15 protein-coding genes are annotated in these 16,110 nt (G+C 73.7%); 9 read left to right on the top strand and 6 right to left on the bottom strand.

Translation table 11 applies throughout. From position 1 onward, the window contains the following. Positions 1 to 72: 72 nt before the first annotated feature. Positions 73 to 864, top strand: a complete 792-nt coding sequence (locus DVK44_RS03050) for a polyprenol monophosphomannose synthase (protein ID WP_114658202.1) — start codon at positions 73 to 75, stop codon at positions 862 to 864. Positions 865 to 973: 109 nt separating this feature from the next. Continuing rightward, entirely contained in the window at positions 974 to 1,567 is a 594-nt protein-coding gene (fxsA, locus tag DVK44_RS03045) for an FxsA family membrane protein (protein WP_114658201.1), read from the top strand. 196 nt (positions 1,568 to 1,763) lie between these two features. On the opposite strand, the gene DVK44_RS03040 is transcribed toward fxsA, so the two are convergent. The 4 genes from DVK44_RS03040 to yczE form a co-directional block, all read right to left on the bottom strand. Next, positions 1,764 to 2,138, bottom strand: coding sequence for an RNA polymerase-binding protein RbpA (locus DVK44_RS03040; RefSeq protein WP_114627560.1), 375 nt, complete (start codon positions 2,136 to 2,138; stop codon positions 1,764 to 1,766). 264 nt (positions 2,139 to 2,402) lie between these two features. Continuing rightward, positions 2,403 to 3,752: an MFS transporter gene (locus DVK44_RS03035; RefSeq protein WP_114658200.1), complete on the bottom strand. Its 1,350-nt coding sequence runs from the start codon at positions 3,750 to 3,752 to the stop codon at positions 2,403 to 2,405. Between the two features lie 22 nt (positions 3,753 to 3,774). After that, positions 3,775 to 4,587, bottom strand: a complete 813-nt coding sequence (locus DVK44_RS03030; RefSeq protein ID WP_114658199.1) for a glycerophosphodiester phosphodiesterase family protein — start codon at positions 4,585 to 4,587, stop codon at positions 3,775 to 3,777. After that, on the bottom strand, positions 4,584 to 5,234 hold the full coding sequence (yczE, locus tag DVK44_RS03025; protein ID WP_114658198.1) for a membrane protein YczE: 651 nt from the start codon (positions 5,232 to 5,234) through the stop codon (positions 4,584 to 4,586). The genes DVK44_RS03030 and yczE overlap by 4 nt, the downstream gene beginning before the upstream one ends. A gap of 171 nt (positions 5,235 to 5,405) precedes the next feature. Between yczE and DVK44_RS03020 the strand changes: the two genes are divergently transcribed. Next, the gene (locus tag DVK44_RS03020) at positions 5,406 to 6,905 is read left to right on the top strand and encodes an SCO1417 family PLP biosynthesis transcription factor (RefSeq protein ID WP_114658197.1); all 1,500 of its coding nucleotides are present in this window, start codon (positions 5,406 to 5,408) and stop codon (positions 6,903 to 6,905) included. A 9-nt stretch (positions 6,906 to 6,914) separates the two neighbouring features. Here the strand turns inward: DVK44_RS03020 and DVK44_RS03015 are convergent, their stop codons facing one another. Continuing rightward, a complete protein-coding gene (locus DVK44_RS03015; protein WP_114658196.1) occupies positions 6,915 to 8,573 on the bottom strand; it encodes a hypothetical protein in 1,659 nt (552 codons plus the stop codon). 61 nt (positions 8,574 to 8,634) lie between these two features. Continuing rightward, on the bottom strand, positions 8,635 to 8,829 hold the full coding sequence (locus tag DVK44_RS03010; RefSeq protein ID WP_114658195.1) for a hypothetical protein: 195 nt from the start codon (positions 8,827 to 8,829) through the stop codon (positions 8,635 to 8,637). A 234-nt stretch (positions 8,830 to 9,063) separates the two neighbouring features. Between DVK44_RS03010 and DVK44_RS03005 the strand changes: the two genes are divergently transcribed. The 6 genes from DVK44_RS03005 (at position 9,064) to DVK44_RS02980 (ending at position 16,053) form a co-directional block, all read left to right on the top strand. Next, the gene (locus tag DVK44_RS03005; protein WP_114658194.1) at positions 9,064 to 9,483 is read left to right on the top strand and encodes an ankyrin repeat domain-containing protein; all 420 of its coding nucleotides are present in this window, start codon (positions 9,064 to 9,066) and stop codon (positions 9,481 to 9,483) included. Positions 9,484 to 9,737: 254 nt separating this feature from the next. Beyond that, the gene (locus DVK44_RS03000) at positions 9,738 to 11,156 is read left to right on the top strand and encodes a HEAT repeat domain-containing protein (protein ID WP_114658193.1); all 1,419 of its coding nucleotides are present in this window, start codon (positions 9,738 to 9,740) and stop codon (positions 11,154 to 11,156) included. 108 nt (positions 11,157 to 11,264) lie between these two features. Further along, positions 11,265 to 12,383: a glycosyltransferase family 4 protein gene (locus DVK44_RS02995; RefSeq protein WP_114658192.1), complete on the top strand. Its 1,119-nt coding sequence runs from the start codon at positions 11,265 to 11,267 to the stop codon at positions 12,381 to 12,383. Next, the gene (locus tag DVK44_RS02990) at positions 12,380 to 13,552 is read left to right on the top strand and encodes a glycosyltransferase (RefSeq protein ID WP_114658191.1); all 1,173 of its coding nucleotides are present in this window, start codon (positions 12,380 to 12,382) and stop codon (positions 13,550 to 13,552) included. The genes DVK44_RS02995 and DVK44_RS02990 overlap by 4 nt, the downstream gene beginning before the upstream one ends. Next, positions 13,549 to 14,424, top strand: a complete 876-nt coding sequence (locus tag DVK44_RS02985) for an SGNH/GDSL hydrolase family protein (protein ID WP_114658190.1) — start codon at positions 13,549 to 13,551, stop codon at positions 14,422 to 14,424. Before DVK44_RS02990 ends, DVK44_RS02985 begins: the two co-directional genes overlap by 4 nt. Positions 14,425 to 14,505: 81 nt before the next feature. Continuing rightward, positions 14,506 to 16,053: a hypothetical protein gene (locus DVK44_RS02980; RefSeq protein ID WP_114658189.1), complete on the top strand. Its 1,548-nt coding sequence runs from the start codon at positions 14,506 to 14,508 to the stop codon at positions 16,051 to 16,053. Positions 16,054 to 16,110: the final 57 nt, after the last annotated feature.

Raw genomic sequence — 16,110 nt, 5'->3', positions numbered from 1 at the left:
GGGGCCCGGCGTGCTCGCTAAGCTGGTGCATCTGCGTACGGCTCTGCGTACGGCGATCCAATAGGGGCAGCAGTGAACGACGGTGACCAGAGGCGATACGGCCCCCTCGGCACGGCCTTGGTGATCATCCCGACCTTCAACGAGGCCGAGAACATCGCGTCGATCGTCTCCCGCGTGCGGGCCGCCGTGCCGGCCGCCGACATCCTCGTCGCCGACGACAACAGCCCCGACGGCACCGGCAAGATCGCCGACGAGCTGGCCGCCGCGGACGACCAGGTCAATGTGCTGCACCGGAAGGGCAAGGAAGGGCTCGGCGCCGCCTATCTGGCCGGATTCCGCTGGGGCATCGAGCGCGACTACGGCGTGCTCGTGGAGATGGACGCGGACGGCTCGCACCAGCCGGAGGAGCTGCCCCGTCTGCTGACCGCCCTCAAGGGCGCCGATCTCGTCCTCGGCTCGCGCTGGGTGCCGGGCGGCCGGGTCGTCAACTGGCCCACCACCCGCAAGATGATCTCGCGCGGCGGCTCCACGTACTCCCGGGTCCTGCTCGGGGTCCCGATCCGCGATGTCACCGGCGGCTACCGCGCCTTCCGCCGCGAGACCCTGGAGCACCTCGGCCTCGACGCCGTCGCCTCCCAGGGCTACTGCTTCCAGGTCGATCTGGCCCGGCGCGCGGTGGCGGCGGGCTGCCATGTGGTCGAGGTGCCCATCACCTTCGTCGAGCGCGAGCTGGGCGACTCGAAGATGAGCAAGGACATCTTCGTCGAGGCGCTCTGGCGGGTCACCGCCTGGGGCGTCGAGTCCCGGGCCAACCGCCTCCTGGGCCGCAAACCCGCGGGCCCGCCCGGCCCCGCCCGCCCCTGACCGCCCTGCTGTCCCGGACCCCGGACCCTGGGCCCGCTGTCCAGGCCCTCCGGCCTGCCCTGATCCCGCGTTTACGCCGTCCGGATCCGGCAGCGGGCACACTGGACGTATGACGACCGCGCAGCCGCAGAGTCCCCGTCCGAAGCGCTCCCGCGCCCGCACCCTGATTCCCCTGGCCATCGCAGCCTGGCTGGTGCTGGAGATCTGGCTGCTGACCGTGGTGGCCGACACCGCCGGCCCCCTCGCCCTCCTGTTGCTGATCGCCGGCTCCATCGTGCTCGGTGCCGTCGTGATCAAGAGCGCCGGCCGCCGTGCCTTCCGTAATCTGACCGAGACCATCCAGCGCCAGCAGCGCCAGCAGCAGGGCACCCCGGAGGTCGGCGGCGCCACCCCGACCACCGGTAACGGGTTCCTCATGCTCGGCGGCCTGCTGATGATCGTGCCGGGTGTGCTCACCGACGTCCTGGGTCTGCTCCTGCTCATCCCGTTCGTCCGGACGATGCTCGGCCGCTACGCGGAGAAGTCGCTGGAGCGGCGGGTCCGGGCGGCGGCGGTGCCCGGCAGCTTCTCCGACGCCTACCAGCAGGCCAGGATGCACCAGCCCGACGGCAAGGTCGTCCAGGGCGAGGTCATCAAGAACGACGAGCGGGGCAGCGGCCCCCGCCCCGGCGACGACGGCCCGCGCCCGCCGCTGACCCCCTGACCCGGCTGGGGGCCGCCTGCCCGACCGAGGGCAGGCGGCCCCGGGCAGGCGGCCCCCAGCGGCCGCGACCGGTATAGAGCAGCGGAAAAGCACGAGCCGCGGGCCGCCCACATCAGGTGTGGTGCGGCCCGCGGCTCTGTGCTGTTGTGCGTAGCTGTGGTGCGTATGCGGTTGTCTGGCCGTGCGGGGTACGCGGTCAGGCGGACTTGCGGCTGTCCCGCGGATGCACGGCGATGTTCATGGCGCCGGAGCGCAGGACGGCCAGCCGCTCGGCCAGCACCTCCTCCAGCTCCTCACGGGTGCGTCGCTCCATGAGCATGTCCCAGTGCGTACGTGCGGGCTTGCCCTTCTTCTCTTCGGGGCCATCCCCGTCCACCAGGAGTGCCAGGGCGCCGCACGCCTTGCACTCCCACTCCGGCGGAATCTCTGCCTCTACCGAGAAGGGCATCTCAAATCGATGACCGTTCTGGCATGCGTACTCCACCGCCTGGCGCGGGGCCAGATCGATGCCGCGGTCCGTCTCGTAGCTGGTAACCACGAGTCGCGTGCCGCGGAGAGCTCGCTCACTCATGAATCGTGCCTCCCGGGCTTGTCGCCCACAGGACAGGTGTCGCTGTCGTCGTCATCCGGTCAACGTCCGGTCGGCGGTAAAGATTCCCGTTGCGGGTCTGCGTCGCCCGTCGTGCCGTTGCTATTTCAAGGATTGCGTACCCACCAGCGCCCGGTTTGTCACATCTAACAGGAGATGTCACCCAGCGATTTCGTTTGTCGAGTACGCAGTAACGGTCCGCCTGGCAGGCCAAACGCGTACACTACCGCCCTTTGAGTTCAACGTCTAAATACGCTCCGGTACGGGGTTTCCCGCGGCCGCGATCGCCCGTCCGATCGGGACCCTTGCCAGCAGGCCGAACCCTAGCGCGAAGAAGACCACAAGGGAGATGATCGCGTCGCGGTAACTGCCGGTGAGCTGAAAAGCCAGCCCGAAGACGAGCGGTCCCAGCCAGCTCAGCCCCCGGTCGCTCATCTCGTACGCGGAGAAGTACTCGGCCTCCTTGCCGCGCGGCACCAGATGCGAGAACAGCGAGCGCGACAGCGCCTGGCTGCCGCCCAGCACCAGCCCGATCGCCGCGGCCATCCCGTAGAACGCGACCGGCGCGCCGGCGGGCAGGAAGTACGCCGCCGCCAGGATCAGCGTCCACACCGCCAGCGAGCCCAGAATCGTCCGCTTGGCCCCGTACGACCGGGCCAGCCGGCCCATCCCGAGCGCCCCGGCCACCGCCAGGACCTGCACCAGCAGTACGGCCGTGATCAGGGTCGTCTGGTCGAGGCCCAGCTCCTCGGAGCCGTAGATCGACGCCTGGGAGATCACCGTCTGGATGCCGTCGTTGTAGAGGAGATACGCCAGCAGGAACGAGAGCGTCAGCGGATGGCGGCGCATGTCCCGCAAGGTGGCCACCAGCTGCTTCCACCCGGTGCCCACCGCCCCCTCGCCGGCCGTCCGCTCCACCCGGCGGTCGCGCAGCCGGCGCAGCGGGACGATCGTGAAGGCGCCCCACCACAGACCGGCGGTGGCCAGACAGATCCGTACCGCCTCCGACTCCGACACCCCGAACGACTCGTGGCCGGTGTACAGCACCAGATCGAGCAGCAGCACCAGCGCGCCCGACGTGTAGCCGAACGCCCAGCCCCGGGACGAGACCGCGTCCCGCTCGTCGGGCCCGGCTATCTGCGGCAGATAGGCGTTGTAGAGCACCATCGAGACCGCCAGTGAGGCGTTCGCCACGATCAGCAGCAGCGCGCCCAGCAGATAGCGGTCGCCGTCCAGGAAGAACATCCCCGCCGTGGCGCTCGCGCCCAGATACGCGGCGACCGCCAGCAGCGGCTTCTTCCGTCCCGTACGGTCCGCCGCCGCGCCCGCCAGCGGCATCGCCAGGATGGCCACCACCAGCGAGAGCGAGACCGTGTACGCGAAGACCGAGCCCGCCCGGATGGGCACGCCCAGCGGATGGACATAGCCGTCGGCGTCCGCCGCGGCCTTCGCCACCGAGGTCAGATACGGACCGAGGAACACGGTCAGCACACTCGTCGAGTAGACCGAGCACGCGAAGTCGTAGAAGTACCAGCCGCGCTGCTCGCGTCTGCGGGCGGCCGTCTCCCCGGCCGCCTCCAATGTGTCGGCGCTCACCCGCGCGTCCTTCCCCGTACCCTCAGTTCCAGGCGTTCCGCGCGGTCAACACGGCCCGCAGCGTCTCCAGTTGATCAGTCATGATGCCATCGACGCCGAGATCGAGAAGCGCCTCCATCCGGTCCGCGTCGTTGACCGTCCAGACATGCACCTGAAGACCGCGCGCGTGCGCCGTCCGGACGAAGCGCCCGTCCACCACCCGGAGCCCGTTCTGCGTCTCGGGGACCTGGGCGCACACCGCGCCGGGCCGGACCGGCGCGGGGAGTCCGTACGCGCGCAGCCGCAGCCCCAGCACGCCCCGTACGCCGTACGAGGTGGCCAGCCGGGGACCGGCGAGCCGGGCCGCCCGCGCCACCCTGGCCTCGGAGAACGAGCCGACACAGACCCGGTCCCAGCTGTCCGTCCGGCGGATCAGTTCGACCAGCGGGACCAGCGCGGGCGCCGCCTTGATGTCCACGTTCCAGCGGGCCTCGGGGAACTCCTCCAGCAGCTCCTCGAAGAGCGGCAGCGGCTCGCGCCCGGCCACCGCGGCCCGCCGGACCGCGGCCCACGGGAGATCCGCGATCCGGCCGCGCGCGTCCGTCACCCGGTCCAGGGTCGGATCGTGGAAGGCGACCAGCCGGCCGTCCGCGGTGGCGTGCACATCGGTCTCGAAGTGGCGGTAGCCGAGAGCGGCGGCGCGGCGGAACGCGGCGGCCGTGTTCTCCAGGCCGTCCGCCGCGCCGCCGCGGTGGGCGAACGCGATCGGCCCCGGCCGGACGGCGCCCGGCCGGTCGAGATAGGGATGCCGGACGGCGCCCGGACCGTCGAGATGAGGATGGTGGAGTCGGGTCACCGCGGCAGTATCGCGCCTTCCGGTGACCCTGTGGCGACGGCGGCCCCACCACCGGCCGGCTCCGGGATGGCGAACAGCCGCAGGAAGAGCTGGGCCAGCGGTCCGATCGCCAGCGCGTACGCGACCGTGCCGACCCCCACCGAACCGCCCAGCGCGAAGCCGACGGCGACGACGGTCACCTCGATCAGCGTCCGGACCAGCCGCACCGAGCGGCCGGTCAGCCGGTGCAGCCCGGTCATCAGCCCGTCGCGCGGCCCCGGGCCGAACCGGGCCGCGATGTACAGCCCGGTCGCCACCCCGTTCAGGACGATCCCCGCGACCAGCAGCGGGATCCGGGCGGCCAGGCCGTGGCCGCCGGGGACCAGCGCCAGCGTCGCGTCCATCGTGATGCCGATCACGAACACATTGGAGACCGTGCCCAGCCCCGGCCGCTGCCGCATCGGTATCCAGAGCAGCAGCACGGCCGCGCCCACGACGATCGACACCACGCCCAGCGACAGCCCGGTCAGCTTGGCCAGCCCCTGCCCCAGCACACCCCACGGTTCGAGCCCGAGCCCGCCGCGCACGATGAGCGCCGCGCTCGCCCCGTAGAGCGAGAGCCCGATGTACAGCTGGGCGAGCCGCCGGGCGAGATGTGGGCTGGACATGGAGCTGCCCCCTGAGGTGACGTAACGGTATGGGTGCCGGATGGGGTGCCGGATGAGGATCTCACGGACATATCCCCGCTGGACCGATCCATGGTGGACTGGTAGAAACCACTCTGTGGCTGGCTCGCCCGTGCCAACCATGGCCAATCCGGGGAAGGTGGACTGATTTCCATGGCCCAGTGGACCTCCGCGGTCGGGGCGGCGCAGCTCGCCCGGCAGCTCGACGCCCAGCGGGCCGCGCCCACCGGCCCCGGCACCCGGCGCCCGCCCGCCTACCGCGCCCTCGCCGACGGCATCCGGCTGCTCGTACTGGAGGGCCGCGTCCCCGTCGCCGCCCGACTGCCCGCCGAACGCGAACTCGCGCTCTCGCTCTCCATGAGCCGTACGACGGTCGCCGCCGCCTACGAGACACTGCGCACCGAGGGATTCCTGGAGTCCCGCCGGGGCGCCGGCAGCTGGACCGCCGTCCCGGCGGGGAACCCGCTGCCCGCGCGCGGCCTCGAACCGCTGCCGCCCGAATCCCTCGGCTCGATGATCGACCTCGGCACCGCCGCCCTGCCCGCCCCCGAACCCTGGCTCACCCGGGGCGTCCGGGGCGCGCTGGAGGAGCTGGCACCGTACGCGCACACCCACGGCGACTACCCGGCCGGACTGCCCGCGCTGCGCCGGATGCTCGCCGACCGCTACACCGAGCGCGGCATCCCGACCATGCCGGAACAGATCATGGTCACCACCGGCGCGATGGGCGCGATGGACGCCATCTGCCATCTCTTCGCGGGCCGGGGTGAGCGGATCGCCGTCGAGTCGCCCTCGTACGCCAACATCCTCCAGCTGATGCGCGAGGCGGGCGCCCGGCTCGTACCGGTCGCCATGGCGGAGGGGCTGACCGGCTGGGACCTGCCGCGCTGGCGCCAGGTGCTGCGCGACGCCGCGCCCCGGCTCGCCTATGTCGTCGCCGACTTCCACAACCCGACCGGCGCGCTGGCCGACGAGGACCAGCGCCGGCAGCTGGTCGACGCGGCGCGCTCGGCGGGCACCGTGCTGGTCGTCGACGAGACCATGTCCGAGCTGCGGCTCGACGCGGACGTCGAGATGCCCCGCCGTGTCTGCGCCTTCGACCCGGCGGGCAGCACGGTCCTGACGGTCGGTTCGGCCAGCAAGGCGTTCTGGGCGGGGATGCGGATCGGCTGGGTGCGCGCCGCCCCCGATGTGATCCGCTCCCTGATCTCCGCGCGCGCCTACGCCGACCTCGGCACCCCCGTCCTCGAACAGCTCGCCGTCAACTGGCTGATGCGGACCGGCGGCTGGGAGGAGGCCGTCGCGCTGCGCCGGGCGCAGGCGCGCGAGAACCGGGACGCGCTGGTCGCCGCCGTACGGGAGCGGCTGCCCGACTGGGAGTTCCACGTACCGCACGGCGGGCTGACGCTGTGGGTGCGCACGGGCGGGCTGTCCGGCTCGCGGCTGGCCGAGGTGGGGGAGCGGGCCGGGGTCCGGGTGCCGTCCGGGCCGCGCTTCGGGGTGGACGGGGCCTTCGAGGGGTACGTACGGCTGCCGTTCACCGTCGGCGGCCCGGTCGCCGTCGAGGCGGCGGCCCGGCTGGCGACGGCGGCGCGGCTGGTGGCGACCGGTGCGGCCACGGGCACGGACGCGCCGCGCACCTTCGTCGCCTGACGGCGCGGATCAGCCCTCGGCCGGGGCTCCCACGGGCGCCTGCTCCACGGGCGCGTCCGGTACGTCCCGTACGTCACGTGCTTCCCGTACGTCACGTGCTTCCCGTACGTCCGGCACTTCCTGTACATCCTGCGCCTCCGCCGGAGCCGCAGCCGGCGCGGACCTGGGCGGCAGCAGCTCCAGGACCGCGCGCCGGTGCGTCTCGCTCGTCGTCTCGTCGTACGGGTCGGGTGTGGCCGGGACCTGGAGCCTGAGCACCGGCCCGCCGCCGAGGCGCGCGTATCCCCGCCCGGGCGGGACGTCCGGGGTGGGGGTGGTGTGCGGTGGCGCCCCGAGGACCGCCTCCGCCTGCGCGGGGGAGACGGGGCCGAGCACGACCCGGGCGTGGGTGTGCGCCCGTACCGTCTCGGCGACCGCGCTCCCGGCCGGCGCGTCCAGCTGGTCGGCGACGACCACGGTCACCCGCACGGCCCCGCCGTGCCGCAGCGGGACCTGGAGCAGCTCCTGCGGATCGGGCCGCCCGTCGGCCGCCGCGAGATGGCCGAGGGCGCTCGGCCGGTCCAGCAGGATCCACAGCGGTCTGCGGGTGTCCGGGGGCGCGGGGTGGCCGGACTGCCGGGCCCGGTCGGCGGCGATCAGCCGGCGCTGGGTCTCGTGGGCGGCCCACTCCAGCCCGGCCCGCGCGCCGGACAGCCCGCACTCCACGGCCAGCACACCGTCGCGGCCGGTCAGACAGGCGAACTCGCCGGTCCCGCTGCCCTCCACGATCAGTACGTCGCCGTGGCGCAGCGCCTGGAGCGCGAGGGAGCGCAGCAGACCGGTGGCGCCGCTGCCCGGCCGGCCCAGGACCAGCAGATGTGGCGCGGTGGCGCGCGGGCCGGTCCGCCAGAGCACCGGGGAGGCGTCCCGCGTCTCGCCGTCCGCCACGACCGGCACGGTGCGGCGTACGGCGCCCTCGTCGGTGAAGCCGAGCACGCACTCGCCGGGGCCGGTCACGAAACGCTGGGCCGCGATGGTGGTGGGGAGCGGGGACAGCACCGTCATCACCAGCTGATTGGCCTCCTCGTCCCAGTCGAAGAGGTACTCGCGGCCCCGCCCGGACTTGGCGTGCAGCAGCTGCTCGACCCGGGCGCGCGCCCGGGGCTCGCCGTCCGGGAAGTACGGGGGGTACGTCAGCCGGAGCCGGGTGAGCCGGCCCCCGTCGTCGAAGGCGTATCCGTCGAACGCCGTACTCCACTCGCCGCCGTGCGCGAAGAGCGGGCTGGGGTCCTCCGGCACGGAGAAGTGCGGTACGAGCGCCTCGTAGAGGGACTGGAGGCGCCGTACCTCCGCTTCGTCGGGCCCGGTGTCCACGGGTGTACGGTCCCGCCCCTTCCGGGCCGCCGCGGCCATCACCCCGATCAGGGCCAGCAGCGGCCCGTACGGGACGAGCGCGATCATCAGCACGCAGGCCGCCACCAGGAACAGCGCGGGACCGCGCCGGTCCTTGGGCGTCCCGGCCCACCGCCGGCGTCCGGCGGTGGCGAGCATCCGCAGACCGCGGGTGACCGTGATCAGCGGATGGAGCACGTCGGTGGCGCTGTCGGCGGCCGTGCGGGCCATATCGCGACCGCGAGCGATCTGGACGCTGCCGCTGGTGAGGATGCGGGGGAGTGGTCGCCGGGCCACGTGTGTCTCCTGATGCGGGTGGGGAAGGGAAGGGGCGGGCCGTCTCTCTTGCCGGAAGGCCCTAGAACTTGATCCCGCCCAGGAGTCCGGCCAGGCTCGCGCCGCCCGCCGTGATGCTCGGTGCGATGGCGGTGCCCGCGAGATAGAAGCCGAAGAGGGCGCAGACCATGGCGTGGGACGCCTTGAGCCCGTCCTTCCGGAAGAAGAGGAAGACGATGATTCCGAGCAGTACGACGCCGGACATGGACAGAATCATGAGCATTCTCCTGGTTTGTGGGGACAGTCACCGTGAGTTCTTCCAGGATCACCAGAAGTATCTATGCGATAAAAGGTGCAAATGGCCTAAATGTCAGCTATTTCACTGAACTGGCCTATACGGGGGCGCGCTTCGGGCGGCGGAGCGGGCGCACTGGCGCGACGAGGCCCGGGCAGTACGATTTCGCGAGGTCAAACGACGTGCGCGTGACGTGATGAGAGAGGCGGCCCAGCGATGAGCGAGACCCCCGAGACCCTCCCGGCCCCCGAGACACCCGACCCCGAGGTGATCGAACTGGCCACGAAGGTCTTCGACCTGGCCCGGCGTGGCGAGACGGAGGCGCTCGCCGCGTACGTCGACGCGGGCGTCTCCGCCAACCTCACCAACGACCGGGGCGACTCCCTGCTCATGCTCGCCGCCTACCACGGCCACGCCGCGACGGTCGAGGCGCTCGTCGCCCGCGGCGCCGACGCGGCCCGCGCCAACGACCGCGGCCAGACCCCGCTCGCCGGCGCGGTCTTCAAGGGCGCGGACGCGGTGATCCGGGCGCTGCTCGCCGGCGGCGCCGATCCAAACGGAGGAAATCCTTCCGCCGTGGATACCGCGCGCATGTTTGGGAAGACGGACCTTCTGGAGCTGTTCGCGGCCCACTGAGGGCCCAGCGGCAAAATGTGGTCGCGGTGGCGAAATGGCTGGGTCATCATGACGTCGGGCCCGGAAGGGTGCCAACCGACGAGAGGCAGGGAAGATGGTCCGCGCTGAGCGAGAGACGACGGTCGGCCGCACATGTTGCCGCGCGGTCTAGGAGGACGGGTTCCCGGTCCCAGGTGCCGCACGGGCCCTGGTGCCGGCGGGTCCCGGAATCACACACCCCGGTCGCGTCGACAGCTTGATGTGAGGCTATCCCCATGTTCGATCCAGTCATAGCGCCGAGCGGTACCCTGCTCGGTCTGTTGCAGCGGGGCCGCGGCGACGGCACCCTGCACGCGCTCGCCGCGCCCCGGGCGGAGGCGCGCGCCGCCCTCGACCACTGCGTGCTGAACGACCCCCGGCGCGACTGGCAGGTCGAGAACCGCTCGCTGTACTACGCCCGTCTCTACCTCGACATCCACGGCGGACTCGACGGCATCGAGCGGCACCTCTTCGGCGCCGAGGACCACTTCGACACCGAGGAGTCCCGGACCGGGCTCGCCCTCGCCGTCCTCGGCCACCTCGCCTCGTACGGCCGGCCCGACGCGCTCGAACTCCTCCGGCGCTACGCCGCCACCGGCACCAACTGGGCCTGGGCGCTGGACGAGCTGGCGCTGCGCGACGACGACTCCGGTCTGCGCGCGCTCGCCGCCCCCGTCCTCGCCCGGTTCCCCGCCGGCCCCGAGGGCGACGCCGAGCTGGCCGCCACCGTGCGGGACGCCTTCGAACCCCGGCCCTGGCGGCTGTGGGCGGACGACCCGCGCGCCACCATCGGCGCCCGTATCAGGGCCGCCGGCGAACAGGGCTCCTTCGACCGATGGCAGCGCCAGCTGCGGCCGAGCGGCCCGCGCCCCGGCTGGAGCGTCCAGGCCGTCTTCGACTGGGCGCAGCAGGCACTGGACCGCGGCACCGCGCTGCACGTCCCCGCCGCGCGCTGCCTCACCGCCGTCGCCGGACCCGACGACCGCGCCACCATCGTCCGGGCGGCCCGTGGCGGCCCCGACGGCGCGCGCTGCGCCTCGCTCCACTACCTCGCCGAGGTCCGCGACCCGGTCGTCCTCGACCTCATCGAGAGCGCGGCCTCGGGCCCGGACCGTACCGTCGCCGAAGCCGCCGTCGCCGCGTTCGAACGGATGACCGGCGCGGCGGCCGTCGACCGGGCCCGCGGCTGGGTGCACCGGCCCGACGCCCTCGGCGCCTGCGCGGCCGGCGTCCTCGCCACCCGGGGCACCACCAAGGACACCGAGCTGGTCCTCGGCGCGCTGCGCGAGACCGTACGGTCCGAGGGGCCCGACGCCGCGCGGCTGTGGACGCTCGTCGACGGCGCCGGCCGCCTCGGCATCGTCTGCGCCGCCCCCGTCCTGCGCCACATCTACCGCGAGACCGCCTCCTCCCAGCTCCGGGGCCGCGCCGCCCGCGCCCTCGCCGCCACCGACCCCTCCTACGCCACCGGGTTCGCCGTCGAATGCCTGTGGGACTGCGAGGAGACCACCCGGGAGGTCGCCGCGCTGCACGCCGAGACCGCCGACGTACGCGTCGCGGAACGGCTGCGGCGGCTCGCCGCCGACCCGGCCGAGGAGGCCGAGGTGCAGACCGCCGTACGGAGCCGGATGGGCCCGGACGCGGCGGCCCGGTAGGAGGGGGCGCGGGCCCGCGGAGCGCCCGCGTCCAATGCTCACGGGACGTTCCCCACGCGGAAAGATCCACGTTGACGGGGACACGTCCGGACGGACGACAACACGGTTATGCGTGTCGTCATCGTCACCGAGTCCTTCCCGCCCGATGTCAACGGGGTCGCCCACTGCGCCCTCCAGACCGCCCGGCATCTCGCCGCGCGCGGCCACGACCCGCTCGTCATCGCCCCGGCGGTGTCCGGCGGTGACCCGGCCGACGCACCCTGCCCCGTGGTGCGCGTCCCCTCCCTCCCCCTCCCCGGCTACCCCCAGGTCCGTGTCGCGCTGCCCAGCCGGCGCATCGCGGCGGCCATCGCCGAGCACCGCGCCGACCTGGTCCACCTCGCCAGCCCCTTTGTGCTCGGGGTGCGCGGCATGACCGCCGCCGCCCGGCTCGGCGTCCCCGCCGTCGCCGTCTACCAGACCGATCTGGCCGGTTACGCCCGTACCTACGTCGGCGTCGGCGAGGCCGCCGCCTGGCGGCGGCTGCGGGCCGTGCACGCCGCCGCAGATCTGACCCTCGCGCCGTCCGCCGCCGCCGCGCGCGACCTCGCCGAGCACGGCGTGCCGCGCGTACGGCTCTGGCCGCGCGGCGTCGACACCGTACGGTTCCGGCCCGAGCTGCGGGACGAGGCGCTGCGCCGGCGGCTCGCGCCGGACGGCGAGCTGATCGTCGGTTACGTCGGCCGGCTGGCCCCCGAGAAGCACGTCGAACTCCTCGCCGGGGTCTGCGCGCTGCCCGGTGTCCGGGTGGTGATCGTCGGGGACGGCCCCAGCGAGCCGTCCCTGCGGGCCGCGCTGCCCGGCGCGGTCTTCCTCGGCCGGACGACCGGCGACGCGCTCGCGCGGACCTTCGCCTCGCTGGACGTCTTCGCGCACACCGGCCCCTACGAGACGTTCTGCCAGACCGTGCAGGAGGCCATGGCCAGCGGCGTTCCCGTGGTCGCGCCCGCCGCGGGCGGACCGCTCGACCTCGTGGACCACGGCCGTACGGGCCTGCTCGTCACCCCGCACGACGCCTCCGCCGTCACGGCCGCCGTGGCCGGACTCGCCGAGGCGCCCGATGTCCGGGCCGCCCAGGGGCGCGCCGGCCGGGCCACGGTCGAGGGCCGGACCTGGGCCGTCGTCGGGGACCAACTGCTCGGCCACTACGCCGAGGTGCTCGGCGCGCGCACGGCGGTGGTCGCGTGAACGCCCTGCGGATCGTCCGGCTCGCCAACTTCGTCACCCCGGTCTCGGGCGGGCTGCGGACCGCCCTCCACGAGCTGGGCCGCGGCTATCTCGCCGCCGGACACCGGCCGGTGCTGATCGTGCCCGGCGCCCACGCGTCCGACCGGGAGACCGATCAGGGCCGGGTGATCACCCTGCCCGGGCCCGTTCTGCCCGGCACCGGCGGCTACCGCGTCCTGACCGCGCGGCGACAGCTCACCGAGGTCCTCGACGCGCTCGCGCCCGACCGGCTCGAAGTGTCCGACCGCACCACCCTGCGCTGGACCGGCGAATGGGCCAGACGCCGCCGGATCCCCGCCGTGATGGTCTCCCACGAGACGGCCGACGGCGTCCTGCGCACCTGGGGCGTCCCCGCCGCGGCGGCCGGGCGGGCCGCGGACCGGCTCAACCGGCGCAGCGCGCTGGCGTACGCGCGGATCGTCTGCACCACCGAGTGGGCGGAGCGCGAGTTCCGGCGCATCGGCGCCCGCAACGTGGTGCGCGCCCCGCTCGGCGTCGACCTCGTGCGGTACGCGCCGCGCCGGCGGGACGCGGCCGTACGGGAGCGGTACGCGGCCGGCGCGGACGTCCTGCTGCTGCTCGCCTCCCGGCTCTCCGTGGAGAAACGTCCCGGCACCGCGCTCGACACCCTCGCCGCACTGCGCGACCGCGGCGTAAAGGCGACCCTCGTCGTCGCCGGGGAGGGGCCGCTGCGCGCCGAACTGACCCGGCGGGCGCGGGCCCGGCGGCTGCCCGCGCACTTCCTCGGCCATGTCACCGGCGGCGACACCCTGGCCGGCCTCCAGGCGACCGCCGACATCTGCCTGGCACCCGGCCCCGCCGAGACCTTCGGCCTGTCCGCCCTCGAAGCGCTGGCCTGCGGCACCCCGGTCGTCGTCAGCGCGACCTCGGCGCTGCCCGAGGTGATCGGCTCGGCCGGAGCCGCCGCCGCCGACCACGGCCCGGCCTTCGCCGACGCCGTACAGCGGCTGCTCCGCAGGCCGGAGCCGGAGCGCCGCGCGGCGGCCCGCGCCCGCGCCGAACTCTTCGGCTGGGACCGCGCGGTGACCGCCTTCCTGGCCGCCCACGACATCGCCTCACTGCCGGGCATCCCGCACCCGGCGCACCACCGGGACGGAGCCCTGGGATGACCGGCGACCCGGCGTACGGAACACCGGCGCCGCACCCGGTCCGCTTCGCCGCGCTCGGCGACTCGCTCACCGCCGGGATCGGCGACCCCGTCGACGGCGGCTGGCGCGGCTGGGCCGCGCTGCTCGCCGGCGACGGAACGGGCGTCGTCTTCCGCAACTTCGCCGTCAGCGGCGCGCTGACCCGGGACGTCGAGGACGAACAGACGCCGGACGCCGTCGCGTTCGCACCCGACCTCGCCGCCGTCGTCGTCGGCGTCAACGACACCCTCCGCCGGGCCTTCGACATCCAGGACCTCGCCACCCGGCTCGACCGGGTCTGCGGCGCCCTGGCCGGTGACGGCGCCGTACTCCTCACCGCCTGTCTGCCCGACCCCGGCACGATGCTCGCCCTCCCCGCGCCGCTGGCCCGCCCGCTGGCCCGCCGCCAGCGCGCCGTCAACGCCGTCGTCCACGCCCTGTCCGACCGCTACGACACCGTCCATCTGCACCTGGCCGACCCGGCCTGGACCGCGGACCGTTCCCTCTGGAGCGTCGACCGGCTCCACCCGGCGGAACGCGGCCACCGGATGATCGCCGCGCACTTCCACACCGCACTCGCCGCCCGGGGCCGCCAGCTGGGCCCCCGGCCCGCCCTCGCCCCCGACCGGCCCCCGCCCGGCCGCGCGGCCTCCCTGCGCTGGCTCGCCGTCTCCGGCACCGGCTGGGTGGCGCGCCGCTGCCGGGACCTGCTGCCCGAACTGCTGCGGCTGGCGGGCGCCGAGGCCGTCCACTGGGCCCGGGGCAGCGGCGCCCGCCTCGACCACCGCGCCGAACACGCCCTCTCCGGCGCGCTCGACCGGCTCTCCCCGGGCGCCCCGGCCACCGAACTCTGACGCCCGGCCACCCCGGATTCGGCCACGGCCGGTTCAGCACCGTTTCGACCGTTGTCAGTCCGAGGACCTAATCTGTGCGATGTGACATCGCCAGCCTCGACGGAATACGTTCCGCCCCAGCTCAGCGCGGGGCCGCGGCCCGCCCAGGGCCCGGCCGCCGACGAAGGGCTCGCGCGGCGGCTCCGCGCGCTCGCCTGCACCGCGCCGCTGCACGATCTGGACACCCGCAAGGCGAATCTCGCCGGCGAGTACTCGGTGTACGCGATGGCCGAGGTCGCCCTCGCCGCCATCGACCTCGTCACACTCAACATGGACTTCGACACCGGCGCCGACCACGAGCAGATAGTCGCCAGACTGCTCCCCCGCGTCGCCGCCCAGGCCCCCCAGCGCCCCGCCGCGGAACACGAACGCGTCGCCCGCTGGGTCCTTGAGAACCTGATCAACGTAGGCAGCGTCGACCGCGGATTCCGCGCGGTCTACGGCACGTTCGGCACGGACGGCGTCTACACCCGCAGGGACTACGACTTCAAGCTCATCGAGGAAGTCCCGGGCCACGGCGGTGACGTCTTCCTGCGCACCACCGACGAAGCCGTCAACGTCCTGGTCGGCGCGCTCGACACGGACGTCACCAGCGCGCAGATCGCCGCCGAGGTCAAGCTGGAGGTCCTCATCAACAGAGGCCGCCTCGCCGACGCCCAACTCGCCGCCGAACAGGCCCGCTACCGCACCGTCCAGTACGCGGAGACCCTCCGCCGCACCCTGGAGGCGACCCGCCGCAACGTCCGCGCGGTCGACTGGCTCAACGCCGTCCCGGACATGATCGACGAAGCGCTCGACCACGTCGCCGACCGCTACCGCCACGAGAACGCGATCCTCACCAACATCCGCAAGGCCCGCGACGAGGCCGAGACCGGCACCGACCCCAGAACCGCGGAGCACAAACGCCGCGCCGCCGAACTCGTCGACATCGTCAAGGACTGCATCCGCCGCCACACCCAGCTCCAGTCCCGCCTGCTCGAAGCGGGCCCGCTCTTCCGCGCCGAACAGGACCGGCAGGCGTTCGCCCCGCCCACCGGCCACACCGGCCTCGACCTGTACGGCCAGCTCGTCGCCCCCCTCCTCCCGCTCCCCGTCGAACGCGCCACCCGCGTCACCGACGCCTTCTTCACCCACGGCACCGGCCTGCGCACCCCCGCCTCCGTCCGCGTCGGCGACCTCGTCGACCTCCTGCTGACCCCCCTCGTCGAACGCGAGAACCTCGGCGCGGAGATGCCCGAACCCGACCTCATCGCCACCCCGGACGACAGCCGCTTCACCGACGAACAGCTCGCGAACGCCAAGGAACTCCTCGACCTGGAGTACGACGCCCCCCGCCGCCTCTCGGGCCTCCTCGCCGAAGCCCGCCTCCGCGACCCCGAACTCCCCTACCTCGTAGCCCTCCTGGCCATCCACGCGGCAAGCCCCCCGGTCGGCACGGCGTACCGGCAGGGCGAGGAGCGGCTGGTGTTCGCGGTGGACGACGGGACGACACTGGAGGACGAGGAATTCGGCGGCGCCGACCTGATACTCGGCATGATGCGTCTCCCTGCCGGGGGCCGTGGTCCGGATGTCGTGGGCGGGGCCCGGTGAGTACCTGCGGGTTGTCGCCGGGGTCCCTACGGGGACACGCGTCCCTGCACAGACCCA

Source organism: Streptomyces paludis, assembly GCF_003344965.1.
GTDB classification, from domain to species: domain Bacteria; phylum Actinomycetota; class Actinomycetes; order Streptomycetales; family Streptomycetaceae; genus Streptomyces; species Streptomyces paludis.
Note: the sequence above shows the minus strand (reverse complement) of the source record. Positions and strands in the feature narration are given on the sequence as shown.